Genomic DNA, 25,520 nt, shown 5'->3' with positions numbered 1-25,520 from the left:
AAACTCATGATTGATTAATTTCTTTCCAGGTAAGCGGCTCTGATTTTTTCCAGAACATCCATGAGTTTTTATGAAGGTCTTTACCGGTGAGTATGCGCTCGCGAACTTTTCCTTTTGGAAAGTCAATGATGAGAACTTCATCTAATTGCTTAGTTAGTAAGGCGGCGCTTAACTGCGGCCATGCCAAATGAGGATGATCAAGCCATGCGAAAGTGCCATCCAGTTCATTCTCATCTAAATTACTTGCATAAGCAGTCTTTAAGAGCCTTGCTATGCTAGCCAGTAGTGGGTGTTGCCCAACTAGACGTTGTGATTCATTTAATGCTTTAGGAATTTGTACTTCATTGAGTTTGCCTATGCCACTAATCCAGATTGAGTTAATGCTAGGCGTGCCACGTTGTTCACGTTCTTCATTAACAGGGTCAATATGCCAAAGCATCTGAATTTCATTTTGGAGTTTGCGCCAATGTTTTGCGACCCCTTCTTCTTGAGAATCGCGGGGCATCCACCAATCAATATTTCGGCCATGGGCCTGATCAATGCTATAGCTCGATAGACTGGAAAATGGGCCGGCGTTGATAAACCAATAATGGTCATCCTGAAACAGAATGGGGTTTTGAAAATCTTCTTCGATGAAAGGAAGGGCAACCTTGAGAAGTTGGGCGGATTCTGAAGTCGTCAGATTAATCTGATTTTGGCCCATCAAAATCAGATGATCTCGAGTGGCATGCAGATGTACCGGTTGTAAGCAGGCAATCATCGCCTCTGGGTCTACTGCTTGATCGGATTGGCCGAGCAATAAAACAGGGGCAATCGGGATTAGCTCTCCAAGCAAAAAGCGTTCGTGGGGCAAACCTTGGTGAGGTTGATCCCTGCCTTCAAGTTCATCTATGTCATCTTCCCCTGAAATCATCAGGGTAAAGCGGCGGATTTGCCCTTTGGGGGAGGTCGAAATTGGTGTCATTCCCCTGATTTTAGGTGGCATTTAGGTATTCCATCAGTTTGCCCGCGCGATTCACTAAACTGTTGCTATGTTAAGACTTCCTATTGAGCTAGAAATTGGCCTACGCTATACCCGATCCAAGCGTCGTAAGACTGTTGGGAAGCGTGACGGTTTTCTCTCGTTTATCTCCGGTATTTCTACTGCTGGCATCGCTTTGGGTGTGGCCTCACTGATTGTGGTTCTTTCGGTCATGAACGGTTTTCAGAAAGAAGTGCGTGATCGCATGCTGTCAGTGCTATCCCATGTTGAAATTACTTCTCCTGATGGCTTAGCCGATTGGGAGCCGCTCGCGCTTAAGGTTGCTGCCCAACCTCACGTCGTTGGAGTTGCACCCATGGTGAGCTCACAAGGTTTGCTGAGCCGCGAAAATATGATGCGTGGCGTGGCGATTCGTGGAATCTTGCCGAGCGAAGAGGGTAAAGTTTCTGACTTGCCTAAACAATTTGTTGCTGGAAATATTGATGACCTCAAGCCAGGGAGTTTTGGCGTCGCATTAGGCGCACAACTTGCAGCAATAGTTGGAGCACATGTTGGAGATCGCATTAACTTAATTGTTCCGGAAAGTGATCTCACTCCAGCTGGTGTAATGCCTAGGATGCGCACCCTACAGGTTGTCGGAATTGTAGATAGCGGTCATTATGAATACGACAGCTCTTTAGCCATCATGCATTGGAAGGATGCTGCTGCTTTATTGCGTCTGAGAGATCCGTCTGGTTTACGTGTCAAAGTAGATGATATGCAACGTGCTCCAGAGGTTGCGAATGAGTTGGCTGCAATTGTTCCTCAAGCGCTTTGGGTTACTGACTGGTCAAGATCCAATCGTAATTGGTTTGCTGCAGTCCAAACTGAAAAGAAAATGATGTTCATTATTTTGACCTTGATTATTGCTGTAGCCGCTTTCAATTTAGTCTCCACCTTAGTGATGACCGTGAATGAGAAGCAGGCTGATATCGCTATCCTCAGAACGATGGGGGCTAGCCCAGGACTGATTCAAAGAATATTTTTAATTCAGGGTTTAGCGATTGGTTTGCTAGGTTCCTTAACTGGAGTAGCCTTAGGGCTCCTGATTGCGCTGAATATCGGTGTGATTGTTCCCGTCATCGAAGCAATCTTCCGTGTGCAGTTTTTACCTCGCGAAGTTTATTTCATTAGTGAATTGCCATCTGATGTTCGTTCTAGCGATGTCATTACTGTTGGATTGATGGCTTTTGGACTCTCAGTTTTGGCAACACTATATCCAAGTCGTAGAGCCGCCAAAGTGCAACCTGCGGAGGCATTGCGCTATGAGTAATGAAGATAACTTAGTGTTGAGGGTCAGGGGCCTGACTAAGGCCTATGGTCAAGGGCCTACTGCTGTGGAGGTTCTAAAAGCCATCGATCTAGATGTTGCACCTTCAGAAAAGGTCGCTATTGTGGGCTCTTCGGGGTCTGGCAAGAGCACTTTGTTGCATCTTTTAGGGGGCTTAGATCATCCAAGTACCGGTTCTGTAATTTTGGCTGGCTCTAACTTAAATAACTTATCAGTCAAAAAATTAGATCAGCTACGCAATCATAGTCTTGGCTTTATTTATCAGTTCCATCATCTCTTGGATGAATTTAGTGCGGTCGAGAATGTGGCTCTACCTTTGCGAATTCGTGGTTTAAGTAATGATGAGTCTATGGAACGCGCCAGTGAGATGCTCAAAGCCGTGGGCCTTGCTGCTAGAGAACTTCATACTCCTGGTGAGTTATCTGGTGGTGAACGCCAGAGAATTGCGGTAGCTCGCGCTTTGGTTGGCAATCTAGCTTGCGTTCTCGCAGATGAGCCAACTGGCAATCTTGATATGGAGACTGCTGATGCAGTATTTGATTTGATGTTAGATATTGCACGTGACCAAGGTACCGCTTTTGTGATTGTGACTCATGATCCAGTGCGTGCTAAACGTTGTGATCGTATATTGCATTTAGAGCGCGGAGTATTAAAGTCATTTTTAGCGTGAGTGCCTGTCCCATGTGGATTGATACCCATTGCCATCTTGACACTCCTGAGTTTGCTAACTCATTGCCAGATATCATTAGAGGAGCCGCAAAAAATAATGTCACAGCAATCTTATTACCAGCTGTAAAGGCTGCAGATTGCTCAGCAGTCAAAGAACTTACCCATCAATATTCAGATGATATCCCTGGGCTAGTCTATACCCTAGGCATTCATCCGTTGTATACAAATCAAGCTCAAGAAGGCGATATTGCTATTCTTGAGGAAAGAGTGATGAACTCACTTTCTGATCCACGTTTTGTCGGCATTGGTGGAGATTGGTTTAGATTATTTCGTTGAGGGTCTAGATCCTCGCAAACAAGAATTCTTTTTTAATGCGCAACTGGATTTGGCGCAACAACACCAGTTACCAATCATCTTGCATGTCCGTCGTTCTCAACATGTGATTTTGAAAGCCTTACGCCGGCGTAATATTCCTGGCGGTATAGCTCATGCATTTAACGGTAGCTTTCAGCAAGCAGAGCAGTTTATTGAGCTTGGATTTAAATTGGGATTTGGTGGGGCAGCGACTTATGAGCGCGCACTTCAAATTCGAAGACTATTAACTGAATTGCCTCTTGATAGCATCGTTACGGAAACTGATGCTCCAGATATTTCACCTGCTTAGCTGAGACAGGAGGGCATCCCTTTTAACGAACCCTCATTTCTCCCAAGAATTGCCACAGAACTGGCATCTATTCGAGGAGTGAATAATGCTGATTTTGCCCAAGCAGTGTGGCGAAATACAATGCAGGCACTCCCGCGGTGGTCTGCGCTCTGTGCTGATATTCCTAATCTTAATTTAGCACTCTAATCTCTTGCGTTTAGCCATTACAGCGTTCATCGCCAGGGGATCGCTCCTTCTCTTTTTACCGCAAGTCCCTGTTAATTGGGCTTCGATATGTCTTGGCTTAGGCATAAGTTGTTTGTTAGTCATATTTCTTATGTTGAGATTTGCATACTTAAAAAAACTAGCAGTCATTGGATTGTTATTTGTCATTGGCTTTGCATAGAACGCTCGCTATGGTGAAAATCGTCTAGAAAATATTCTTGCAACGGATTTAGAAGATAAAGAATTCACCCTAGAGGGTAGGGTGGCAGCATTGCCTCAGAGCAATCCATCGGGTGCAAAATTCGCCTTTGAAGTAGAACATGCAAGCTTTGGGAGGGAGGCTATAAATCGCGTTCCTGGAAGGATTTATTTGAGTTGGCAACCTGCATGGAGAGACCCTCAAGTAATTCCTGAAATGATTCCGGGTCAGCGTTGGAAATTGAGGGCAAAGCTTAAGCCGCCCATATGGATCTTTCAACCCATATACCTTTGATTTTGAGCGTTGGTCTTTTCATCAAGACTTTGGTGCTAGTGGTTCAGTCAGATCAGGTGAGTTATTGGTTGATAAAGCAATTGCATGGAATGAGTTTGAATTGCGCAAAAAGATTCAATCCATATTGCCAAGTGATGCTCGCTATGCGGGAGTGCTGATTGCTTTAGTGATGGGCGATCAAAATGCCATCCATCAAGATAATTGGCGGGCATTTTAATACTACTGGTATCGGGCATCTTATTTCCATTTCAGGACTCCACGTAACGATGTTAACGGGTGTAGGTGCCTCATTCGCCGGGTTTGTATGGCGAAGACGGGCATTACCTTTGATTGTTCCAGTGAGTAAGGTGGCTGCTGTTGCGGGACTGGCTACTGCGTTTATCTATGCATGCTTGGCGGGCTTTCAGATCCCAGCGCAAAGAACGATGTATATGGTCGGTGTTGTGGCCTTTGCTTTATGGACTGGCAGAAATCCAAGATCATTTGATATTTGGTGGTGGGCCTTGGCATTGGTATTGATAGTTGATCCTATGGCCCCATATACGCCAGGATTTTGGTTGTCCTTTGGTGCGGTGGCGGCAATTTTGTATGCCATGGGAGAGATTTTTCTGGCTTGTTAGGTATTCCAACCGGCAAGGAATTGGAGGTACATTGGGCACAAAGAATAATGCAGGCATTACGTGAAGCGTGTCGTGTACAAGTAGTTGTTACTCTAGCGCTTTTGCCATTGACATTATTTTGGTTTTATCAGGCCTCGATGGTTTCACCGTTGGCAAATGCATTTGCTATTCCCTTGGTGAATTATATCGTTACCCCACTAGCTATTGCTAGCGCTTTACTTCCGGAATTTGTTGGTCGTTGGTTAATAGTGCCTGCCCATGCCTCCATGGAATACCTAGCAATTGCTCTTGAGTGGATGGCTAGCTGGAGCTAGGCGCGGTAGTTTGGTCAAGGCAGCCTGCGTGGTGGATCTTAATTCTGTCAGGGATAGGAATTATTTTTGCTATTCGCCCAGGGGATATCGTCAAATCCTGGCAGTTGAGATTTTTCAGTGGCGTTATGGGTATTGTTTTGCTGACCTACCCGGTATATCTGATTGGGGATGTGCGTCTTGCGCAAGGCGAATTTAAAGCCGAGGTCTTAGATATTGGCCAAGGTACTGCAGTCCTCATTGAAACTGAGAATCACAAGTTGCTTTACGACACAGGTCCGATTCAAGGAAAAAAGATGATGTCGGTCAAAGAATCATCTTGCCCTATTTGCGAGGAAGGGGAATTGATTACATTGACCGCATGGTTATTAGTCACAGTGATAGCGATCATATTGGCGGAGCTGCAACTCTTTTAACGCATATTGAATTTGATTCAATGATGGGATCTTTGCCTAGCTCTAATCCACTCTTGCAATATTTATGCCTGAAAAACATTCCTGCCATTCCATGTCGTTTCAGGCAAAGCTGGGTTTGGGACGGCGTTGAGTTTCTGATCTGGCATTCTCATGAGGATGCAGTATTTTCTGAGCAATATCCTGGAAAGCCAAATGAGATGAGTTGTGTGCTTGAGGTACGCAATCAACAAAGTTCCCTGTGGTTAACTGGGGATATAGAAAAGCAAGGGGGCCGATATTGATGAACGGTTAACTACCTTAGCATTGAGGGATATTGGTAATAGAGATCTGATTTTTATGGCCCCGCATCACGGCAGTAAAACTTCCTCATCTCTAGCGCTTTTAAAGAAATTGGCGCCCGATCAGGCTTTTGCACAAAATGGATATCGCAATCGTTACGGGCATCCACATCCAGATGTGGTGTTACGATACCAAGATTTGAAAATCCCTTTTTACTAAACTTCACAAACGGGTGCTCAGACTTGGTTATTTAAAGACAATGCAAAATCTTCGACACAATTTTGGAGGCATGATATAAAACGACTATGGTATCAATCGATGTGAACTTGGACGAAAGGATTCCGAATATGAATAAGCTACTTACTCTTTCCGCAGTAGTTGTTGCGGTGACAGTAGGTTGTGCTGGAGCAAATGTTCGCCCTCTTGTGGATATGAAGGGGGTCAATGAGTCGGCCTATGAAAGTGATTTGAAAGATTGTCAAGCATATGCAAAGCAACAATCAGGCATGGGCGAGAACGCTGCTAAAGGCGCGGGTGCTGGCGCTGTTGTTGGTGGACTGCTAGATCTAGTTACGGGCGGCAATGGATCTGGTATTGCACAGGCCGCTGGTGCAGGAGCTGTAATTGGTGGTGCAGGCGGGGCATTTACCGGAAACCAAGCCCAAGAGGCAGTGGTCAAGAGATGTTTGAGTGGACGTGGTTACAAAGTATTGAATTAATTTGGCTAAATAATATTTAGGTATTTTTTTGAGATAGCTCGATTATTAAATTCTAGTAATACATTTTATGAATAAGCTCATTTCCTGTATTTTGTTATGCCCGCTGGTCGCTAGTTTTCCAATCATGTCCGCTTCTTAGTGATTTAACTCTAGAGGATGAAGCGCGCCAGTAGCTTAAAAGCTATTTACTGCTTTATCTTCAGGATAATCTGCAGCAGATAGAGCCACTTCTCGCCCCAGAATTTCAACTGGTGCGCGCAGATGGAAGTGCTTATAACAAAACTGAATAATACCTTCAACGGAGTATTCTAAAGATTATCACGACGCCGGAATTTGCTGACCTAGTAATTACTCGTGACAAAGATATTGTGGTGGTTAGGCTGAAATTGATTGTGCGGGAATATATCAATAACAGAGAAGTTCAGTCAGGTTCAGAACAACTATTTACTTTCCGCATAAAAAAGATGGTTGGGAAGTCGTAGCGTCTGCCAACTTTGCGCAACCTCTATAAGCATTATTCTTTGACCATGAGCAATGCTTACGCTTGGTTATGTAATTGAGTTGAGTATCAGATTTAATTTTAGGGGAGTGTTCTGGAAATGGTTTCTGCGCAGATTAAAACGATGTCAGCTGATGATGTTGAGCTAGCGATGACTTGGGCAGCGAATGAAGGTTGGAACCCTGGGTTAAATGACGCCGCTGCATTTCAATTGGCCGATCCAACAGGTTTTTTATCTCTCAATCTGAAAACGAGCGCATTGCAACTCTCTCAGCAGTTCGTTATGGTCAAAATTTTGGCTTTATTGGTTGTATATTGTGCGCCTATCTTTTCGAGGAGAGGACTATGGCTGGGAGATATGGAACGCAGGCATGCAGCATCTGGAAGGGCGAATCATTGGTTTGGATGGGGTGATTTCTCAGCAAGATAACTATCGAAAATGTGGCTTCGTGTTGCATCATCGAAATATTCGTTTTGAAGGGCTCGCACAATCCGAACAGAAGAATTTAAATGCGCATAGCCATTTCATTGTTCCGCTAGGTCAGATCCCGTTTCAAACTGTCATTGAATATGATCGAGCATTCTTTCCAGATGATCGATCCCTGTTCCTTTCTCATTGGATAAGCCAGACAAATGGATATTCACTTGGCATCACCGACGAGCAGGTGCTTGCTGGTTATGGTGTCATTAGGCAATGCAGGGTGGGTTATAAGATCGGCCTCTTGTTTGCCGATACCGAGGCTAAAGCAGAGGCTTTATTTCTGGCACTTTGTGCCAAAGTGTCCCCTGGATAACCTATATATCTTGATGTGCCTGAGTGCAATAAAAGTGCACTTTTGCTCGCCGAAAGAAATGGCCTGAAACCAGTGTTTGAGACCGCACGCATGTACAAGGGAGGAGTTGGAAGTACGCGCCTAGATGCAACTTATGGGATTACTTCGTTTGAGCTTGGGTAAGGTAAATAAGCCAAAGCGCCATCAGTTGCTAAATAGAATTACTTAAGAATAGGCTTTTGTACTTTGGTACCGTCTTGATAGGTAAGCAAGACCGCATAAGGTTCGATAATCTTGACTTTTTTTAAGCGCTTTATCCCCAAACGGGATTTCTACTTTTAGACCTAATTGCTTATCCTCAACCACGACGACTTTCCGTAAGTGATCAACTTCATTTACTGCAAAGGAACTGTGTATTGGTAAAAAGAGGTTGCGTAAAAACGAGAACATAAATTTAATAATGAATGTTATATTTTTTATAACATTTAATGTGCATCATTTTGTGCTTTTATGTGCCCTAAGGCTTAAGTGAAAACCCGTGATTAGGGGTTGGAGGGGGGGTAAATTCAATAGACGCTTAAAAATTGAGCAATTTAATAATGTCGTTGCTCAATATTAAGCATTAAAATTAAGCAGTTAGACAAATATGCAAAAAATTACATAATAGAGACAAGCATGACTACCTTCGCCCTCAAATATCTTGAATATGATGATGTATATCAAGAGGTTAAAAATAAGTACGATGTGAGATCCACCGAGTTTCAGATACTGAGGTTCATTGCAAAAGCATCTCTTCGTGAGTCGTTACCTATTAAAGTGCGTAATCTCTTGGATATGTCATCTATTGCCTCACCAGCAACCATTCATAAGGCGATGAAATCGCTTATTGCCAAAGGATTATTAAAGGTGATTTCGGATAAGTTTGATGCCAGAATCAAATATCTAGCGCCAACCCCTCGTGCAATCAGACTCTTTAATGAGCTCGGCGAGTTGTTTTAAGTCTGTGTATTCATTTGGCGTCACTGTTTCTGGTGAAATCATCCCAAGCATTCAAGAAATTTTGGCGGCGAATCAAATTTTGAAATAAAAAAATAATAAAAATATATCTTGAGCCAATTAGTACATGGTAGTGATACTGATAGGCGAGCGCAGCCCCTTATTCTGTTTATGACAGTAACGCTGGAAATATAAAGATATAAAAAGTATAACTATGTAGTAGATATAAGCCATATGTTAATTATGGGTATTGGGGTATAAATTGGTTGTGAAAAGCCAATCTCGAACCCCCGCAAAACAAAAGTCCCCGAAAGAAGCCCGAGAGTTAATTGTGTACTGCCGGTCGAGGTAGATGGTGCGGATGGTCGTATTAAAGACTTAAGTGCTACAGGTGTCTATTTCGAGTTAGACAACTCTTTTGAACTCAATACCGAAATCAAGTTTTGTCTAGACATGAATACCCCAGGGGGCATCATTAAATTTGATTTAACTGGGGAAGTAGTTCGAGTGGTTAAGAAAGATGGCGTAATTGGTGTGGGAGTCAAAATTACTAATCAGGTCATTCGCTAAAGATCTCTGGCTGCTCTCTCGCGCCATCGCTGATTTGTCATCAGTCTATTCATTCAACTTCTCTGCCTGTATTTTTTGAATAATTCCATTGCCTATTCAGCAGAAAAATAGAGTTTGTTTAAGGTAATGACGCCAGTTGTTTTCTGCAAAATCATCGATTGTTCGGCCATATCGAACGAAATTCAATACATAGCATGGGCTAGAAAAGCAAAAAGCCCTTAATAAATAAGGGCTTAGTACTGAATTTCTGGTTGCGGGGGCAGGATTTGAACCTACGACCTTCGGGTTATGAGCCCGACGAGCTGCCAGACTGCTCCACCCCGCGTCTGAAGCCGGAATTCTACCATTTTTTGGGGGTCTCTGTCGAGGTTTACCTGCAAATAACCTTTAAATAAAGCGTTTTTAAGTAGAAAATTCTAGAATTCATTAGCGTGGTTAAGGAGTAACATATTGCCACGCAACAATACGCTAGGGTTAATAAATGTCAGTTAGCAATCCTGAGTTTTCAGAGTCATCCTTATTAAGGCCGGTGGAGATCTCGAGAGAGGATGATCCACATAAGAAGGGCGCTTCAATCTCTCTTATGTTCGCAGCTATTGGCGTAGTCTTTGGTGATATTGGTACCAGCCCTCTGTATGCTTTAAAAGAATGTTTTAGTCCTGAGCACGGCATTCCGTTTTCGCCTGATGCGGTGTACGGTGTTATCTCCATGGTTTTCTGGGCCTTCGCAATTGTTGTATCCCTGAAATACGTCAGGTTTGTGATGCGCGCAAATAATCGTGGTGAGGGCGGTATTTTGGCGCTGATGGCATTGGCCTTAAGAACGGTCAAGACTGGTTCAAAGCGTTCCTTAGTCATCATTATGGCTGGTGTGTTTGGCGCTTGTATGTTTTACGGAGATGCCATCATTACGCCGGCTATTTCTGTGCTCTCAGCAGTTGAGGGTCTTGAAGTAATTTCTCCAGACCTCATTCGTTATGTAGTGCCAATCACCATCATTATTTTGGTGGTGCTATTTTTAATTCAAAAAACCGGCACAGATGTCGTTGGCAAGCTTTTTGGCCCCATCATGGTAGTTTGGTTTGCGACGATCGGTTTAATGGGCTTGCATCAAGTCGTGCAACATCCAGCAATTTTTGCGGCAATTAATCCAATGTATGCCATTCAATTTATGGATGAACATGCATTGCAGGGCTTTATTGTTTTAGGAGCAGTCTTCTTGGTATTGACTGGTGTGAAGCCTTATATGCAGATATGGGGCACTTTGGAGCAAAGCCTATACGTATGGGCTGGTTCTTTATTGTGATGCCTTGCTTGATCTTGAACTACTTCGGTCAAGGGGCGATGTTCCTCAATAACCCTGAAACCATTACAAACCCATTTTTCTTAATGGTTCCGGATGGATTTGTATTTCCATTGATTATCTTAGCCACTTTAGCTGCTGTGATTGTCTCTCAGGCTGTTATCTCTGGCGCTTTTTCAATGACCAGCCAAGCAATTTTGCTGGATTTTGTGCCACGCATGAAGGTGCGTCATACATCTAACCGTGAAATTGGCCAAATCTACATGCCGCTTGTGTATTGGATTTTATTGGTCTTGGTAATTGCAGTTGTCTTGGCTTTTAAAAAATCTGAGAACTTAGCTGCTGCTTATGGCATTGCCGTAACTACCACCATGATTGTCACCACCTTCTTGGCAGCAATTGTGATGCGCGTAGTGTGGCGCTGGCATCCGCTGTTGGTTGCCTTGGTGATTAGTGCATTCTTGGTTGTTGATTTAGCCTTTTTAACTGCAAATCTTTTAAAAATCATGGAAGGCGGCGGCTGGTTCCCGCTATTGCTCGGTTCCGCTTGCTTTTTATTGCTAATGACTTGGTATCAAGGTCGCAAGATTCTGCGTCAGAACGCCATGAATAATGGCATTGAGTTAAAAGGTTTTATTGATGCATTGATGATGCATCCACCGCATCGAGTTGACGGTACGGCTGTTTTTCTGACGGCGCACGTCGATTATGTGCCCGTTTCATTGCTGCACAACTTAAAACACAACCATGTGCTGCACGAAAGAGTATTTTTCTTAAAAGTAAGCATTTGGGATGTGCCTTATGTAAAGGATAGCGAACGCATTACTTTGCGCGATCTTGGCAATGGTATTTATGTGGTCCGAGCTGTCTTCGGCTTTAATGAAACCCCTGATATGGGCCACATCATTAGTTTGATTGAGAAGTCATCTGACCTTAAATTTGACATGATGAATCCCTCATTCTTTTTACCCCGCGATACGATTGTTTCTACTGAAATACCGGGAATGGCAATGTGGCGTGAAAAATTATTCTGCTGGATGTATCAAAACGCTGGACGTCAGTCAGACTTTTTCAAGATCCCTGCGAACCGCTTGGTTGAGTTGGGCACAAAGGTTGAGATTTGAGAAAAAGCCTTTCCATCTGCTCAAAAATATTTATCTCAATATTTTTACTGGTTACAGCCTTCAGTGGGGTTGCATTAGCCACCCCTGCTGAGGAGGCTGAGCTTGAGCAGCTAGATAAGATTGAGCAAGAGTTAGAGCTTCAGCGCGAGTGGGCTAAATACCGTTGGGGTAAAGCATCTTCAGAGTGCTATCAAAACTATTGGGTGAATTACTGCATCAAAAGCGCTCGTGCCGAGTATCGCAAAGAGATTGATCCTATTCGAGAGCAAGAAGTGGCTCTACATGAAGTACAGCGAAAACTTCGTGAGAGCCTGAAAAATCAAGAAGATATTAAGCGGGCAACGGAACGTGCTTCTCCAGAAAAAGCATCTGAGCGAGCAGCTAATCAGCGCGAGTTTGAGCAAAAGCAGAAAGATGCGGCAGCAAGAGCGGCCGATCTGGAGCAGCGTCGTAAAGATGCTCCTAAGCGTGCGCAAGAAAATAAATCTGGCACGCAGCTTGATTAATTTTTTCCAATTTACTTTTTCTTTTATTGGGTAACTCTTGGCTAAAGTCAAAACGGTTTATATCTGTCAGTCTTGTGGAGGCACATCTGCTAAGTGGCAGGGTCAGCGCCCATCCTGCCAGTCGTGGAATACGATGGAAGAGGGTCTGCCAGAGACCACAAGTTCCAATGCTCGCTTTCAGGGTTTAGCGCAATCATTACCAAGACAAAAGTTATCGGCGATTACTGCCCGAAGACTTGCCAAGATTTAGCACTGGCGTAGAAGAGTTTGATCGAGTGCTAGGAGGCGGTCTAGTCCCAGGTGGCGTCGTTCTCTTGGGTGGTGATCCGGGTATTGGTAAGTCAACCTTACTTTTGCAAGTCTTAGCAGAGATGAGTTTTGCTGGCATGAATGTGCTCTACAGTAGCGGCGAGGAATCGGCGGCGCAAATAGCATTGCGGGCAAATAGCATTGCATTGGACGGCCCATCAGTTTGAAGTTTTGGCAGAAATCCAATTAGAAAAACTGATTTCTATTATGGATACGGTTAAGCCACAGGTATTGGTGGTGGACTCTATTCAGACCTTGTACTCTGAAGTACTAAGCTCCGCTCCCGGATCAGTGGCGCAAGTACGTGAATGTGCTGCTCAATTAACTAGAGCCGCTAAATCTAGCGGCATCTGCGTATTAATATGGTGGGGTATGTGACGAAAGATGGACACCTTGCTGGGCCAAGAGTCTTAGAGCATATTGTGGATGCAGTCTTATATTTTGAGGGTGATACCCATTCTTCTTTTTGTTTGGTGCGTTCAATCAAAAATCGTTTTGGTGCAGTTAATGAGCTTGGTGTTTTTGCGATGACTGAAAAAGGTCTGCGCGGAGTTACTAATCCATCAGCCATTTTTTTGTCGCAGCATGAGCAAATGGTGCCGGGGGCTTGTGTATTGGTGACACAAGAGGGAAGTAGACCTTTATTGGTTGAGATTCAAGCCTTGGTTGATGCTGCGCATGTTTCCAATCCCCGTCGTTTGGCAGTTGGCTTAGAGCGGGCTCGCTTAGCAATGCTGCTAGTGGTATTGCATCGTCACGCTGGCGTGTCTTATTTTGATCAAGACGTCTTCTTAAATTAAATGCGGTTGGTGGCGTGAAGATTTCAGAACCAGCAGCAGACCTTGCCGTTTTATTAGCCATTCAATCATCCATCCGTAATCGTGCGTTGCCTAAGGAATTGATTGTGTTTGGTGAGGTAGGTTTGGTTGGAGAGATACGTCCATGCCCACGTGGTCAGGAGCGTTTGAAGGAAGCGGCTAAATTGGGCTTTACGGGTTGGTGGCCATTATCCCGAAAGCGAATATGCCTAAGACTAAGATTCCTGGACTAAAAGTCATTCCAGTTGAGCGCATTGACCAGGCAATTGCGGCAGCGGCCGAGCTTAGTTAAGCTTTCAGTCCATGATTTTTCTTAACGCAAGTCTTCTGCCTGTATTAGTAAGACCTGTTCTTCGCCGGCAGATGCCCCCATCCAGATTACTGGGGTTTGTGGAAACGCTTTTTTGAAGTTTTCATACTCGTTACCAATTTCAATCAAGATAGCGCCGCGCTCTGATAAATAATCTGGGGCATAAGTAATAATGCGTCTGATTAAGTCCATGCCATCATCGCCACCGGCTAACGCTAATTTTGGCTCAGCTTGATATTCCGCTGGAAGCGCAGCCATCGAGGTGGCGTTCACATAAGGCGGATTGCAGATGATGAGATCAAATAAATTATCTTCATTGGGCTTTGGCAAGGCATCCCACAAGTCTCCGTCTAGTAACTCAACCTGAGAGTTCAGGCTATGACGATCTAGGTTGCGTGCTGCAATAGCAAGTGCGGGCATACTAATATCACAAGCGCTTACGTGAATATCAGGGCGAGAAAGTGCTAAGAGAATTGCTAGTGATCCATTACCGGCACAAAGATCTAGTGCTTTTCCATTGGCTGTTAACCATGGCTCTAGCGAGCCATTGACGATAAGTTCCGCGATCCAAGAACGAGGAACAATACTTTGCTCACTGCAATAGAATGGCACACCCATGAGCCAAGCTTCACCCAAAATATAGGCAAGCGGTTTACGTGTAGAGATTCGGGTATCTGCAACGGCGGAAGCATTTTGCTGTTGATCTTCCGAGATCGTATCTTCTAAATGATCCAGTGCCTCAATTGGATTCAGGTTGAGTTGTTTGCTAATAATCCACAGCGCTTCGCTTTGTGCATCAATTGCCCCGTGTCCGTAGTGCAAGTTTGCTGATGCTAGCTTTTGTGCAATTTGTTCAATGCACTGATTTACTGTGAGTTGTTGCTGAGGCTCAGGGTCCATGATGGAGAGGTCTTTAAAGAAATAGGCAAGCGTGTAACTAGCGCTTAGGCGATTAACTGCTCGAGAGTCTTGCGATAAATATTTTTGAGCGGCTCTACATCATCCACGATGACGCACTCATCAATTTTGTGGCTAGTGGCATTGAGAGGCCCAAACTCTACTACCTCTTTGCAAATTTTGGCAATGAAGCGACCATCACTGGTCCCCCCAGTTGTAGAGAGTTCGGTATCGATATTGGTCTCCGCTTTAATAGCGGATCGTAGTGCACCAGCCAAAGCGCCATCACCAGTAATAAAAGGGCTACCGCCTAATACCCAGTGGATTTCAAATTCGAGACCTGCGTCTTTCAGAATTTTTTCGAGGCGTTCACGTAATTGCTCTGGTTTGCTCTCGGTTGAGAAACGGAAGTTAAAGTCAATAACGAGCTCACCAGGAATAACGTTATTTACACCAGTGCCTCCATGCACATTAGAGATCTGAAAGCTTGTCGGCTGAAAGTATTCGTTACCTTTATCCCACTCAGTTTCTACTAATGCGGAAATAGCAGGTGCAAAAAGATGAATAGGATTCTTACCTAAATGTGGATAGGCTATATGTGCTTGAATACCCTTAACTCGCAGCTTGCCAGATAAAGATCCGCGACGACCATTCTTGATCATATCGCCAAGACGATCAACGGATGTTGGCTCCCCAATGACGCAATAGTCCAAACGTTGACCTTGTTTTTGTAAGCGCTCGCACATGATGACAGTCCCATCGTTGGCGGGACCTTCTTCATCACTGGTGATCAAGAAGGCAATAGCTCCTTGATGATCAGGATGTTGTGCGACAAACTCTTCTGCAGCAACCACAAAGCCAGCGAGTGAGGTTTTCATATCCGCTGCCCCACGGCCATAGAGCGTGCCATCACGAATAGTTGGGGTGAAAGGATTATTAGTCCATCTATCCAAGGGTCCGGTAGGGACTACATCGGTATGGCCGGCAAATACCAAAACTTTTCCTTCGGCGCCAGCTTTACCCTTTTTAATCGCCCACAAGTTCGTTACTTCAAAATCCTCGGGCCCACTGACGACACTCTCCGTTTGAAATCCAATTGCTTGGAGTCGCTTGGTAATTAAATCTTGGCAGCCACCATCAGCCGGAGTAATCGAATGGCAAGCGATGAGAGCTTCGGTAAGCTCAAGAGTGGCGCTCATGTAGGTAGCTTAGTCGCGAAGTAATTCATTGATAGCAGTTTTTGTTCGGGTTTGAGCATCCACTTTCTTTACGATGATCGCGGCGTACAGGCTGTATTTGCCACATGCTAAAGGAAGCGATCCTGGAACGACTACCGAGCCAGCAGGAACGCGACCATAGTGCACTTCACCAGTTTCACGATCATAGATTTTGGTGCTTTGACCAATGTAGACACCCATTGATAAAACAGCGTTTTCTTCAATAACCACACCTTCGACAACCTCAGAGCGGGCGCCGATAAAGCAGTTATCTTCAATAATGACCGGCCCAGCTTGGATTGGCTCTAAGACGCCGCCAATGCCAACACCTCCAGAAAGGTGAACATTTTTACCAATTTGAGCGCATGACCCTACTGTTGCCCAGGTATCAACCATGGTTCCTTCGCCTACATAAGCGCCAATATTGACGTATGAAGGCATTAAAACGGTATTTTTGCCGATAAAAGAGCCACGGCGTGCGACCGCAGGTGGTACCACCCGAAAGCCGCCTACAGCAAAATCAGCCGCAGTGTAATTTTCAAACTTGCTAGGAACCTTATCGTAGAACTGGGTATAACCACCAGCACTCATTGGCTGGTTGTCTTCTAGGCGAAATGACAGCAAAACAGCCTTTTTTACCCACTGATTGACTTCCCACTTACCCACGTCTCGGCGTTCAGCTACGCGGATAGTGCCGGCATTGAGACCCTCTAAGACGGCATTTATGGCATTGCGGACGTCTCCAGGGGCGCTTTCTGGGGATAGGTTTGTGCGGTTTTCCCAGGCTTGTTCAATGATGTTTTGTGGTGATTGGCTCATGCTTTTTAGTTAACTATCAAATTGTTAAGGGATTTTGTCCCTGAGGGTAGATTTATCATTATATAGATGGGGAAAGACGCGTCTAAGAGCCTCCAAGCTTGCTATCATCTTCCCACTTTAGTTTTAATTTTTATCCCTTAATCTGAACTCCTTTTTTCCCTGCAAAGTACGCCGTGCAGCTGAAATCCATCAAACTTTCCGGCTTTAAGTCTTTCGTAGGCCCAACCCATTTTGAAATGCCTGGCCAATTGATTGGCGTTGTAGGTCCTAATGGTTGCGGAAAGTCGAACATTATTGACGCCGTTCGCTGGGTTTTGGGTGAATCCCGCGCTAGCGAATTACGCGGCGAATCTATGCAAGACGTGATTTTTAATGGATCAGGTTTGCGTAAGCCATCTGGTCGAGCCAGCGTGGAACTCATTTTTGATAATTCAGACGGACGCGCTCAAGGTCAATGGAGCGCTTTTACTGAATTGGGTGTGAAACGCGTTTTAACGCGTGATGGAAATTCTAGTTATTATGTAAACAACCAAGTGGTGCGTCGTAAAGACATTCAAGATATTTTCTCGGGTACGGGTATGGGTCCAAGAGGTTACGCGATCATTGGGCAAGGTACGATCAATCGTATTTTGGAGGCGAAGCCAGAAGAGTTGCGCGTTTTCTTGGAAGAGGCTGCTGGTGTTTCCAAATATAAAGAGCGTCGCAAAGAAACTGCCTCGCGTTTAGAAGATACGGTTGAGAACTTAACACGCGTTGAAGACATCTTGCGCGAATTAGACCAACAGTTAACTCGTTTAGAAAAACAAGCCACTGTTGCAGAGCGCCATGCCGAACTTTCTACTCAGATGAAGTCTCAGCAACAACTACTTTGGTTTGTACGTCAGACTGAAGCCGGTAAAGAGCAAGAGCATCATGCTAATGGCATTCGTGATACGCAGGTAGGACTAGAGGAGCAGACTGCTAAGCTCTGTCATGCCGAGGCTGAGCTAGAAACCGTGCGTACACAACAGTACGCATTACAAGATAAAGTTTCGCAAGCACAGGGTGATTTATATCAAACGAATTCTGATGTGAGTCAGGTCGAGTCACAAATTCATTATGTGCAAGAAGCACGTCAACGTTTGCAGCAACAAACGCAAGATCTGCAAGCGCAATTACAACGCTGGACTGTGCAAGAAACCGACGCAGCTCAAGCACAGCGGACTACCGAGCATGAGCTTGCATTAGCTTCTGAAAAAGAACAAGCACTGTTAGCTGATTTAAATGGTTTGCAAGAGCAAATGCCAGGTCGTGAGGATGTATATCAAAACGCTACTCGTGAATTGAATCAAGCACGCGATGCCTTGGCTTCTATTGAGCAACGCTTAGCTAGTTTAGGTGAGCGCATTCGTTCAATGTCAGCTCAATCTGATGAGCTAAAGGGTCGTGAGATTCGCCTAGTGAGTGAGTTTGATGGCTTACGTAGACCGGATGCCGAGGCTTTGCAAATGGCAATTGATCGTCAGGCGATGGCTGCTCGTAAAGTGGATGAAGCCAAGCAACGGGCTGGTGAAACACAACAACGTGTTCCTGCTGCAGATGAGGCTCGTAATGCCGCTCAACAACAAATTCAGGTAGCAAATCAAGATCTAGCTCAGACTGAGGCAAAGTTGACCGCGCTTACCGCGCTACAGTCCAGCGTTCAAGCTCAAGGCAAGATTGGTCCTTGGTTAGAAAGTAAGGGTCTCAAAGAGAGTAAGCGTCTTTGGCAAGAGCTCAAAGTTGAGAGTGGCTGGGAAGCTGCTTTAGAGTCTGTATTGCGCGAGCGTCTAGCTGCAGTTACCGCAAAGAGTGTTCAAGAAACATTGGCTTTAGCTAATGACGCACCTCCAAGTCGCCTGGCCATTTTGCTCACAGAAGAAATTACGCCTGCACATACCTCTGCTCCTGCTGACTTCACACCTTTGTTAAGTCGCGTTCAAAGTGTTGGCGCACCAAGACTCACTTCAGTATTACAAGAGTGGCTTGATAATATTTACATCGCTAGCAGTCTCGAGGATGCCTTACATCGTCGTGAAAAATTACCAGCTGGTGGCGCATTTGTTACTCAGCAAGGTCATTTAGTAAGTAGAGTCGGCGTGCAGCTTTATGCAGCAGATTCTGAGCAAGCGGGTATGTTGGCGCGTGCCCAAGAAATGGAGAGTCTTGAGAAGCAATTGCGTGCGCAACAGCTTATGCAAAGCGAACTCAAGGGCGAGTTGGATCAATATGTTGCCAACTATCAAGCTGCTCATCAAGCGGCCGAGCAAGCACGTGAAAATGCTGAGCATGCTGTTCAAGAAGCCCATGGCTTTGAAGTGGAGAGAATGCAGTTGACTCAAGCTGAAGAGCAATACAGTCAACGTGCAGCTCAAATTCAGGGTGAGTTGAGTGAATTACGTCAGCAGATGGAGCAATTGAGTCAAACTCAAGAGCAGTCAGCAGCAGAATTGCTTGAAGCGGAAGAATCTAAGCAAGGGTTGCAAGAGGCTTTGCAAAATGCACAAGAAACATTGGAGCGCTCTACTGAAGAACGTGATCGCCTACGTGAGTCATTGCGTGCTGCCGAGATGGCTGCTCAAGAAGCCGCATTTGCAACACGATCTTTGCAACAACGCATTAGTGATTTGCAACGCGATCAAAGTACGGCTCGTACACAGATCATGGAGATTCAGGATAAGCACGATTCTGCCACTCAAGAATTGGAAACATTGAGTGACGATGAGGCGCAAGATAAATTACAAGGTTTATTGTTAGCTCGTAGCGCACGTGAAGCCGCTTTAGCAAATGCACGTACTGAGCAAGATGCCTTATTGCATCAATTGCGTGAAGCAGATGAATCTCGTATGCAAGTAGAGCGTAGCTTGCAGCCGATGCGTGACAAGGTGGTTGATTTGCAATTGCGTGAACAAGCAGCCCGCTTGAACTATGAGCAATTCGCCACTCTATTGGCTGATGCAGAAGCTGACCTTAGTGCGCTGGAGGCCAACTTCAGTACAGACCTAAAGGTAGGGGCGCTACAGAGTGAAGTGAACCGTTTAAATTCTGAGATTCAGTCCTTAGGCCCTGTGAATATGGCGGCCCTCGATGAGTTATCCAGCTCTCGCGAACGCAAGCAGTTCCTAGATGCTCAATCTGCAGACTTAAACGAAGCAATGCAAACCTTGACAGATGCGATCGCGAAGATTGATGCAGAAACTCGTGATTTATTGCAGGGTACATTTGACCAAGTCAATATGCACTTTGGCAAGCTCTTCCCAGAGTTATTTGGTGGAGGTCACGCCGAATTAGTGATGACGGGCGAAGAAATTTTAGATGCTGGTGTTCAAGTCATGGCCCAGCCACCAGGCAAGAAAAATAGCTCCATTTATCTCCTCTCTGGTGGTGAGAAGGCTTTAACTGCGATTGCCTTGGTATTCTCACTCTTCCTCTTAAATCCAGCACCATTCTGCCTGCTAGATGAGGTGGATGCTCCATTGGATGATGCAAATACCTTGCGCTATGCGCAGTTAGTTGCCAAAATGTCGGATAAGACACAGTTCTTATTTATTTCTCATAACAAGATTACGATGGAAATTGCTCATCAATTAATTGGTGTCACAATGCAAGAGCAGGGTGTATCCCGCATTGTTGCGGTTGATATCTCATCTGCTGTTTCGATGGTAGAGGCCGCTTGATGTATTTAGAACAAATCATGACGATGTTGGGTTTGTCTGATTTGCAGTTTGCGTTGGCAGTTATCGGGCTATTGATTCTTGTTTTAGTGGCTGTAATGAATTTCAAATATTCACGTGCTCGTCGAAAAGCGAAAGAGCAAAATGAATATGCAATAGACGATCGTTTTGCACGTGAGCCTGGCTTTACACAGGGATTCGCAGATTCTGAGCAATCTGGTCGGACCGAGCTAAACTTTGGGGAAGCGTTCTCAGAAACGATTTCTGCCCCTGAGAAATTTGCTATCGATCCACGCATAGACTGTGTCATCACACTGCGCTTTGATCAAGGTATTTCTGGGGCAGAAATTCTAGAAGAAATTAATGCTTGGACTGACCTTGAGGCGAAATCGACGGCACGTTGGATGTGCGAAGGTTTGAATGCTGATATTGACGCTGCCGAAGACTGGGAAGAATTAAGGCCTGAGGCAAGCTATTCAGAATTGCAGTTAGCGATTCAGCTTGCAAGTCGCAAAGGCGCTATTGGAGTTCTAGAGCTATCTGATTTTTGCTCTCGCTCGCAAGCATTGGCTGAAACTCTTGGCTCCCAAATTGATATGCCCAGCGTGAGCGCCATGCTGGAGAGTGCAAAAGAATTAGATGTGATGGCTGCTGAAAGTGATATTCAGTTAAGCATCAATGTTGTGTTTGATGAGCCATGCCCATGGGGTAATTTTGATGCCTTGATGCGGCAGCGTGGATTTAAGTTGGCTCGTAACGGTCGCCAATATGAGTTTCTGAATAAGGGTGTATTGATTTTTAATAGTACTGATCTTGACCCTAATAAATCTGTATCCCAACTTACTCTACTGTTAGAGGTTCCTCTAGTACCGCAAGAGGAGCGAGCTTTTGAAAGAATGCTATCGGAGGGCGTTGAAATTGCACAAGCTGCCCACGGACGCTTAGTTGACGATAATGGAATTAATTTGAGCGGTGCTGCAGTCATCAGCATTCGTCAGCACCTTGATGTTCTCTACGCCAATCTTGAGAAATCCGGCGTTCCCGCTGGATCTTCTACAGCTAGCAGATTATTTAGCTAGGAAATTGCTTTGTCGTCCAATCGTCCGACAAATTTAGCGAAACGGTATTCATTCTTGCAAGCAGAGCTTGCACGGCTCGAGCATGCTTATTATGTGCTCGATAATCCACTGTTACCTGATATTGAATATGACCGCCTGTATCGTGAGTTGCTCGATATTGAGTCAGCCCATCCTGAGTGGATTACATCAGAATCCCTATCTCAAAGGGTTGGCGGTGCCGCATTAAAGGAATTTGATTCGGTTACTCATGCTGTGCCGATGCTTTCTCTCAACAATGCCTTTGAGAATGCTGAGCTGATTGCTTTTGATCGTCGCTGTAGAGAGGCGCTACATACTGATCATGTGACTTATGCCGGTGAGCTGAAATTTGATGGTCTGGCGATATCTCTGCGTTATGAAGATGGCCTACTCGTTACTGCAGCTACTCGTGGTGATGGTGCAACTGGTGAGGATGTTACCGCCAACATTAAAACGATTCGCGCTATTCCACTAAAGTTAACTGGGGATACTTATCCTCGAGTCTTGGAAGTGCGTGGAGAAGTCTTTATGTACCTTAAAGATTTTGAGAAAATGAATCGACAGGCAGCGGAGTTGGGCGAGAAAGAGTTTGCTAATCCTCGCAATGCAGCTGCGGGTAGTTTGCGTCAATTGGATTCCAAGATCACAGCCAAGCGACCCCTTTCTTTCTTCGCTTATGGATTGGGCGCCTTAGAGCCGCAGTCTTGGCTCCCCAAAACTCATGAAGAATTACTAAATGCCTATGCGGATTTAGGCTTGCCTATTTGTTCAGAGCGCAGAGTATTAAATTCTGTAGAAGAGATCTTGGCTTTTTATAACGAGATTGGGGTTAAAAGAGATTCTTTACCTTATGACATTGATGGCGTTGTTTATAAGGTGAACTCTTTTGCGGAGCAGGCTAAACTCGGCTTTGTTTCGAGGGCGCCTAGATTTATCTTGGCACACAAGTATCCAGCGCAAGAAGCATTAACCACGGTATTAGGTATTGATGTGCAGGTAGGTCGCACTGGCGCCATTACTCCAGTAGCGAGATTGGCGCCCGTGGAAGTTGGTGGTGTAACGGTAATTAACGCCACATTACATAATGAAGATGAGGTTAAACGAAAAGATGTTCGTATAGGTGATACCGTTTCAGTGCGTAGAGCAGGGGATGTTATTCCTGAGGTCGTTTCAGTAATTAAAGACCGCCGTCCCGTTGATGCCAAAGAGTTTCAAATGCTCACTCGTTGCCCAGTATGTGACTCTCATATTGAGTGCTTAGCTGATGAGGCTGTAGCACGTTGTAGTGGTGGATTATTCTGCGGCGCCCAGCGCAAGCAAGCTTTAATTCATTTTGCCCATAGGAGGGCGTTAGATATTGAAGGTCTTGGTGAAAAGATAGTAGATCAGTTGGTCGATAACAAGCTCGTGAAAACTCCTGCAGACCTTTATCGATTAGGCTTTACTGTCTTAGCAAATTTAGAGCGCATGGGCGAGAAGTCGGCTGATAATCTTATTCAAGCCATCAACCAATCCAGAAACACTACCTTAGCAAGATTTATTTTTGCTTTAGGTATTCGTTATGTGGGTGAGACAACTGCAAAAGATCTTGCGAATCATTACCAATCTATGCATGCTTTAATGGATGCCAATATTGAAGATTTGCTAACTGTGAAAGACGTTGGCCCTGTAGTTGCAGACTCCATAACTAGCTTTATGCAAGAGGCGCACAATCGCGAAGTCATTGAACAACTTCTTGCTTCAGGTATGCAGCTTGCAGTAGAAGAAAAGGTAATCAGCGCTGCTGTTGCAGGTAAAACTTTTGTTCTCACTGGAACTTTCCCAACGATGACTAGGGATGAGGCTAAAGATCTTTTAGAAAAAGCAGGCGCCAAAGTGGCTGGTTTAGTTTCCAAGAAAACGGACTATGTTGTTGCTGGTGTAGATGCTGGCAGCAAACTCACGAAGGCTGAAGGGTTGGGCGTGCCCGTGATTGATGAAGCCGCCATGCTGGATTTAATAAAATGAGATGTAATTGTTGGGGGGATGATAGACAATTACTTGAAAAAATTGCGAGAATAAGCTTCAAAGCGCATTAAATTTAATTGGATGTATCGCAATTACAAATCTATTTCTCCCTTCTGGGATTACAAAGATTGATTGGTATTGAGAATTTATGCGCTGATTCAATTTCTTTTAGCTGCCCTAAGATTGTGATTGTGACCTCGCTGGCCGTTTTTGGCGCCCTCCGTTGATTCTTATAGCTTGGATGCTCTCAAGAGTAGGGTTTAAAGACAAAAATATTTTCTTATCGCATAAAACGTTGATGCTTTGTCGGTAATTTCTTACTTAGAAATCAGGTAGTAATTTTTACGGAGCTTTATTAAGATTTTCTGTTTGAAAGCCATTCATGCAGAAAGCTCCCAGTTTCTTTACTTCAATTATCAAGCCTTCTAGGTATCTGAATATTGAGAGTGCTCTAGTTGTCATGCATGCTAATGTCGAGTTTATGAATTTTTTTACTGCATTAGAGAGTGTCATTAAGATAGCTGGAGTTATACCCAAAGCAAGCTCAAAAAATTTGCAAATTTACATGCCCTCAGTCATCGCTATCTAGTGTTAGATATTGATCGACGAGCGATACTAGCTAACCCAGCTAAATTTATAAAAACGATTGATGACCTAACTAAAAATGAGAGATTCGTAATAATAGACATGGGAGGATATTTCTCCCATGTCGCATTAGATATGACTAATAAGTTTGATGGACAAATGATTGGTATTGTTGAAGATATTGAGAATGGTCATCAGAAATACGCAGCCCTAATTAGGCAAAGGGAGCCTGATGAAAGTTTAGTACCAGTGATTTCTGTTGCCAGAAGCCCTCTTAAAGAGCCAGAAGACTCATTAGTTGGGCAGGCTATTGTCTTTTCAGCCGAAGCAATTATGCGCTCACAGGGATTAATTCTCCTTGGGAGACGTGTTGGAGTTATTGGGTTCGGGAAGATTGGAAGATCCATTGCTTTTTCCTCGTTGTCCAGGGGTTCCAGAGTTGATGTATTTGATTCAAACCCAATTCTGCTCGCATCCGCCGCCCTATCCTTAGGATTTCATACTTCCCCTAGAGCTGAATTTTTAAGATCTGCGGACATCCTATTTTGCGCTACTGGAAATGAATCCCTTTCTATGGCTGACGTGGAGTTTTTTAAAAATGGACTTCATATATTTTGCGCAACTTCATCCGATGATGAGTTTTCATCATGTCTTCGTTATAGGATTGGGAAGTTTTTACCTTTAGGAAGTAAGACAACATGCAAGATTGCTTTTAGTAATAAATGTATTTTTATTCATAATGAAGGTGGCTCAATAAATTTTGTACATGGAGCAGTTGTTGATAACTTTATTGAGTTGGTGCAGGGAGAAATCATCTACTCAATCGGAAGTCTACTTGATGCACCTAGAAATAAAATTTCACATCTTCCAGACTTAGAGAAAAGATTTATTGCTGAGAATTGGTTAATGCATCATCAATATGTATAAGGAGATGATGCTTGATATATAAAGTATTGCCAGTGGTAGCCTCAGTAATATCTTCATTTACTCATGCTGGACTCAATGTAGTTGATCGAAAGGTATTTCGACAAGATAGAGTATGTCCATTAGTTGTCGGATATTGGAATAACTTTTTACCTATCTTGTTGACATTGTCATTAATTTTTTGCACTCCAGCGCTTAACTATTACTTAGGCGATCTCCTTTCTGTTGAAATTGTTATATTGTCAGTCCTTATTCAATGCCTATCTTATTCATTTTCTTTCGCATTTAAAGCGCTTAGAGTGGCGGATGTGGCGATTCTATCAAAAGTGGCAGATGTAACTGTTCCACTTATACTTGTGTTGGTAGGTTTTTTATTTAATTTCGTAT

The 25,520-nt window shown here is 44.3% G+C and carries 21 protein-coding genes, 1 tRNA gene and 5 pseudogenes; 21 read left to right on the top strand and 6 right to left on the bottom strand.

All coding sequences use genetic code 11. The annotated features are described in order from the left end of the window. Positions 1-4 precede the first annotated feature (4 nt). Positions 5-964, bottom strand: coding sequence for a hypothetical protein (locus DXE37_RS08050; protein WP_231971277.1), 960 nt, complete (start codon positions 962-964; stop codon positions 5-7). 67 nt (positions 965-1,031) lie between these two features. Between DXE37_RS08050 and DXE37_RS08045 the strand changes: the two genes are divergently transcribed. From DXE37_RS08045 to DXE37_RS11710, 9 genes and pseudogenes are all read left to right on the top strand, one after another. Further along, positions 1,032-2,294 carry a lipoprotein-releasing ABC transporter permease subunit gene (locus tag DXE37_RS08045; RefSeq protein ID WP_114637126.1) on the top strand — a complete coding sequence of 421 codons (1,263 nt, stop codon included), beginning with the start codon at positions 1,032-1,034 and terminating at the stop codon, positions 2,292-2,294. Further along, positions 2,287-2,982, top strand: coding sequence for an ABC transporter ATP-binding protein (locus DXE37_RS08040; protein ID WP_114637125.1), 696 nt, complete (start codon positions 2,287-2,289; stop codon positions 2,980-2,982). Before DXE37_RS08045 ends, DXE37_RS08040 begins: the two co-directional genes overlap by 8 nt. 11 nt (positions 2,983-2,993) lie before the next feature. Then, positions 2,994-3,831, top strand: a pseudogene (locus tag DXE37_RS14400) (TatD family hydrolase). A gap of 229 nt (positions 3,832-4,060) precedes the next feature. Continuing rightward, positions 4,061-4,342: pseudogene (locus DXE37_RS11735) on the top strand (DUF4131 domain-containing protein); the annotation flags it as partial. 64 nt (positions 4,343-4,406) lie between these two features. Then, positions 4,407-4,559: a hypothetical protein gene (locus tag DXE37_RS11730; protein ID WP_197713181.1), complete on the top strand. Its 153-nt coding sequence runs from the start codon at positions 4,407-4,409 to the stop codon at positions 4,557-4,559. A gap of 49 nt (positions 4,560-4,608) precedes the next feature. Beyond that, entirely contained in the window at positions 4,609-4,962 is a 354-nt protein-coding gene (locus DXE37_RS13660) for a ComEC/Rec2 family competence protein (RefSeq protein ID WP_269460327.1), read from the top strand. Then, positions 4,956-5,276 carry a ComEC/Rec2 family competence protein gene (locus tag DXE37_RS13655; RefSeq protein ID WP_269460326.1) on the top strand — a complete coding sequence of 107 codons (321 nt, stop codon included), beginning with the start codon at positions 4,956-4,958 and terminating at the stop codon, positions 5,274-5,276. The genes DXE37_RS13660 and DXE37_RS13655 overlap by 7 nt, the downstream gene beginning before the upstream one ends. A gap of 137 nt (positions 5,277-5,413) precedes the next feature. After that, entirely contained in the window at positions 5,414-5,689 is a 276-nt protein-coding gene (locus tag DXE37_RS11715) for a hypothetical protein (RefSeq protein ID WP_197713240.1), read from the top strand. Next, the gene (locus DXE37_RS11710; protein ID WP_231971276.1) at positions 5,635-5,970 is read left to right on the top strand and encodes a ComEC/Rec2 family competence protein; all 336 of its coding nucleotides are present in this window, start codon (positions 5,635-5,637) and stop codon (positions 5,968-5,970) included. The genes DXE37_RS11715 and DXE37_RS11710 overlap by 55 nt, the downstream gene beginning before the upstream one ends. Positions 5,971-6,023: 53 nt before the next feature. Here DXE37_RS11710 and DXE37_RS12895 read toward each other — a convergent pair whose 3' ends face one another. Further along, complete coding sequence (locus DXE37_RS12895) at positions 6,024-6,194, bottom strand: hypothetical protein (RefSeq protein ID WP_231971275.1); 171 nt, start codon at positions 6,192-6,194, stop codon at positions 6,024-6,026. A gap of 121 nt (positions 6,195-6,315) precedes the next feature. Between DXE37_RS12895 and DXE37_RS08025 the strand changes: the two genes are divergently transcribed. From DXE37_RS08025 to DXE37_RS08010, 5 genes and pseudogenes are all read left to right on the top strand, one after another. Then, a complete protein-coding gene (locus DXE37_RS08025; protein ID WP_114637573.1) occupies positions 6,316-6,687 on the top strand; it encodes a glycine zipper family protein in 372 nt (123 codons plus the stop codon). Between the two features lie 599 nt (positions 6,688-7,286). Then, complete coding sequence (locus DXE37_RS11705) at positions 7,287-7,616, top strand: hypothetical protein (protein ID WP_197713177.1); 330 nt, start codon at positions 7,287-7,289, stop codon at positions 7,614-7,616. Further along, positions 7,558-8,142 (top strand): annotated as a pseudogene (locus DXE37_RS11700) (GNAT family N-acetyltransferase). The gene DXE37_RS11705 and the pseudogene DXE37_RS11700 overlap by 59 nt, the downstream one beginning before the upstream one ends. A 492-nt stretch (positions 8,143-8,634) precedes the next feature. Continuing rightward, positions 8,635-8,958 (top strand): helix-turn-helix domain-containing protein, encoded by a 324-nt coding sequence (locus tag DXE37_RS08015; RefSeq protein ID WP_114637124.1) that lies wholly within the window; start codon positions 8,635-8,637, stop codon positions 8,956-8,958. Positions 8,959-9,216: 258 nt separating this feature from the next. After that, on the top strand, positions 9,217-9,525 hold the full coding sequence (locus DXE37_RS08010; protein ID WP_114637123.1) for a PilZ domain-containing protein: 309 nt from the start codon (positions 9,217-9,219) through the stop codon (positions 9,523-9,525). 248 nt (positions 9,526-9,773) lie between these two features. Here DXE37_RS08010 and DXE37_RS08005 read toward each other — a convergent pair. Further along, positions 9,774-9,850: transfer RNA gene (locus DXE37_RS08005), tRNA-Met, on the bottom strand. 258 nt (positions 9,851-10,108) lie between these two features. Between DXE37_RS08005 and DXE37_RS08000 the strand changes: the two are divergent. From DXE37_RS08000 to radA, 3 genes and pseudogenes are all read left to right on the top strand, one after another. Next, positions 10,109-11,952: pseudogene (locus DXE37_RS08000) on the top strand (potassium transporter Kup). Continuing rightward, entirely contained in the window at positions 11,949-12,458 is a 510-nt protein-coding gene (locus DXE37_RS07995; RefSeq protein ID WP_114637122.1) for a hypothetical protein, read from the top strand. Before DXE37_RS08000 ends, DXE37_RS07995 begins: the two are co-directional and overlap by 4 nt. A 37-nt stretch (positions 12,459-12,495) precedes the next feature. Then, positions 12,496-13,877: pseudogene (gene radA / locus DXE37_RS07990) on the top strand (DNA repair protein RadA). A gap of 21 nt (positions 13,878-13,898) precedes the next feature. Here radA and prmB read toward each other — a convergent pair. From prmB to dapD, 3 genes are read right to left on the bottom strand one after another with little or no spacing between them, the layout of a single operon-like run. Next, positions 13,899-14,795, bottom strand: coding sequence for a 50S ribosomal protein L3 N(5)-glutamine methyltransferase (gene prmB, locus DXE37_RS07985; RefSeq protein WP_114637121.1), 897 nt, complete (start codon positions 14,793-14,795; stop codon positions 13,899-13,901). Between the two features lie 44 nt (positions 14,796-14,839). Beyond that, positions 14,840-15,991, bottom strand: coding sequence for a succinyl-diaminopimelate desuccinylase (gene dapE, locus DXE37_RS07980; protein WP_114637120.1), 1,152 nt, complete (start codon positions 15,989-15,991; stop codon positions 14,840-14,842). A gap of 9 nt (positions 15,992-16,000) precedes the next feature. Continuing rightward, positions 16,001-16,828 carry a 2,3,4,5-tetrahydropyridine-2,6-dicarboxylate N-succinyltransferase gene (gene dapD, locus DXE37_RS07975; protein ID WP_114637119.1) on the bottom strand — a complete coding sequence of 276 codons (828 nt, stop codon included), beginning with the start codon at positions 16,826-16,828 and terminating at the stop codon, positions 16,001-16,003. Between the two features lie 173 nt (positions 16,829-17,001). Here dapD and smc point away from each other — a divergent pair, with 173 nt between their 5' ends. The 4 genes from smc to DXE37_RS07950 all read left to right on the top strand — a co-directional run bounded on the left by smc (position 17,002) and on the right by DXE37_RS07950 (position 25,136). After that, positions 17,002-20,523, top strand: coding sequence for a chromosome segregation protein SMC (gene smc / locus DXE37_RS07970; protein WP_114637118.1), 3,522 nt, complete (start codon positions 17,002-17,004; stop codon positions 20,521-20,523). Then, complete coding sequence (locus DXE37_RS07965; RefSeq protein ID WP_231971274.1) at positions 20,523-21,599, top strand: cell division protein ZipA C-terminal FtsZ-binding domain-containing protein; 1,077 nt, start codon at positions 20,523-20,525, stop codon at positions 21,597-21,599. Before smc ends, DXE37_RS07965 begins: the two co-directional genes overlap by 1 nt. Before the next feature lie 9 nt (positions 21,600-21,608). Beyond that, positions 21,609-23,624 carry an NAD-dependent DNA ligase LigA gene (ligA, locus tag DXE37_RS07960; RefSeq protein WP_114637117.1) on the top strand — a complete coding sequence of 672 codons (2,016 nt, stop codon included), beginning with the start codon at positions 21,609-21,611 and terminating at the stop codon, positions 23,622-23,624. Between the two features lie 588 nt (positions 23,625-24,212). After that, on the top strand, positions 24,213-25,136 hold the full coding sequence (locus tag DXE37_RS07950; protein ID WP_114637115.1) for an NAD(P)-binding domain-containing protein: 924 nt from the start codon (positions 24,213-24,215) through the stop codon (positions 25,134-25,136). Positions 25,137-25,520: the final 384 nt, after the last annotated feature.

Source organism: Polynucleobacter necessarius (genome assembly GCF_900095205.1).
In the GTDB taxonomy this organism is placed as follows: domain Bacteria; phylum Pseudomonadota; class Gammaproteobacteria; order Burkholderiales; family Burkholderiaceae; genus Polynucleobacter; species Polynucleobacter necessarius_E.
Note: the sequence above shows the minus strand (reverse complement) of the source record. Positions and strands in the feature narration are given on the sequence as shown.

Coding starts and splice junctions, on each gene's coding strand:
- DXE37_RS08050 (WP_231971277.1), bottom strand. CDS start 964: ATGACACCAATTTCGACCTCCCCCAAAGGGCAAATCCGCCGCTTTACC.
- DXE37_RS08045 (WP_114637126.1), top strand. CDS start 1,032: ATGTTAAGACTTCCTATTGAGCTAGAAATTGGCCTACGCTATACCCGA.
- DXE37_RS08040 (WP_114637125.1), top strand. CDS start 2,287: ATGAGTAATGAAGATAACTTAGTGTTGAGGGTCAGGGGCCTGACTAAG.
- DXE37_RS13660 (WP_269460327.1), top strand. CDS start 4,609: ATGTTAACGGGTGTAGGTGCCTCATTCGCCGGGTTTGTATGGCGAAGA.
- DXE37_RS11710 (WP_231971276.1), top strand. CDS start 5,635: ATGGTTATTAGTCACAGTGATAGCGATCATATTGGCGGAGCTGCAACT.
- DXE37_RS08025 (WP_114637573.1), top strand. CDS start 6,316: ATGAATAAGCTACTTACTCTTTCCGCAGTAGTTGTTGCGGTGACAGTA.
- DXE37_RS11705 (WP_197713177.1), top strand. CDS start 7,287: ATGGTTTCTGCGCAGATTAAAACGATGTCAGCTGATGATGTTGAGCTA.
- DXE37_RS08015 (WP_114637124.1), top strand. CDS start 8,635: ATGACTACCTTCGCCCTCAAATATCTTGAATATGATGATGTATATCAA.
- prmB (WP_114637121.1), bottom strand. CDS start 14,795: ATGGACCCTGAGCCTCAGCAACAACTCACAGTAAATCAGTGCATTGAA.
- dapE (WP_114637120.1), bottom strand. CDS start 15,991: ATGAGCGCCACTCTTGAGCTTACCGAAGCTCTCATCGCTTGCCATTCG.
- dapD (WP_114637119.1), bottom strand. CDS start 16,828: ATGAGCCAATCACCACAAAACATCATTGAACAAGCCTGGGAAAACCGC.
- DXE37_RS07965 (WP_231971274.1), top strand. CDS start 20,523: ATGTATTTAGAACAAATCATGACGATGTTGGGTTTGTCTGATTTGCAG.